Origin of the sequence: Streptomyces sp. PA03-6a, from assembly GCF_033792765.1 — a bacterium.
Taxonomy (GTDB): domain Bacteria; phylum Actinomycetota; class Actinomycetes; order Streptomycetales; family Streptomycetaceae; genus Actinacidiphila.
In genome coordinates, this window is the sequence record NZ_JARAVK010000607.1 from 1 (window position 1) to 708 (window position 708).

The 708-nt window shown below is 71.2% G+C and carries 1 protein-coding gene; it reads left to right on the forward strand.

Going from position 1 to position 708, the window contains the following annotated elements; translation table 11 throughout:
• Positions 1–708 (forward strand): ABC transporter ATP-binding protein (locus PV350_RS46875; RefSeq protein WP_500339340.1); only part of this gene is annotated, 708 nt, incomplete at both ends.

The window sequence follows — 708 nt, forward strand, 5'->3', positions numbered from 1 at the left end:
CTACGGGCATGACGCGCTGATCGTCTGCGACCGGCTGGTGCGGATCTTCACCGCCCAGGGCGTGGAGGTCCAGGCCCTGCAGGGACTGGACCTGCTGGTGCAGCAGGGCGAACTGATGGCCCTGGTCGGCGCCTCGGGCAGCGGCAAGTCCACCCTGCTGAACATCCTGGCCGGGCTGGACACCCCCACCGCGGGCGCCGCCTCGGTCGCCGGCTTCGACCTGCTCGCCCTCGACGCCGGCGACCGCCTGCGCTACCAGCGCGAGGTCGTCGGCTTTGTCTGGCAGCAGACCTCACGCAACCTGCTGCCCTACCTGACCGCCCTGCAAAACGTCGTCCTGCCCATGCGGCTGTCCGGCCGCGTCAAGGGCCGCAAAGCGCGCACCGACCGCGCCACCGAACTGCTGGACCTGATGGGCGTCGGCTACTGCGCCGACCGCCGGCCCCAGCAGATGTCCGGCGGCGAACAGCAGCGCACCGCGATCGCCGTCGCCCTGGCCAACCACCCCTCCCTGGTACTCGCCGACGAACCCACCGGGCAACTGGACTCCGCCACCGGCGAACAGGTCTTCAACTCCTTCCGCACGGCGAACAAGGAACTCGGCACGACCATCGTCGTCGTCACCCACGACCAGGCCGTGGCCACCGCCGTCGACCGCACCGTCGCCATCCGCGACGGCCGCACCGCCTCCGAAGTCGTCCGCCGCAC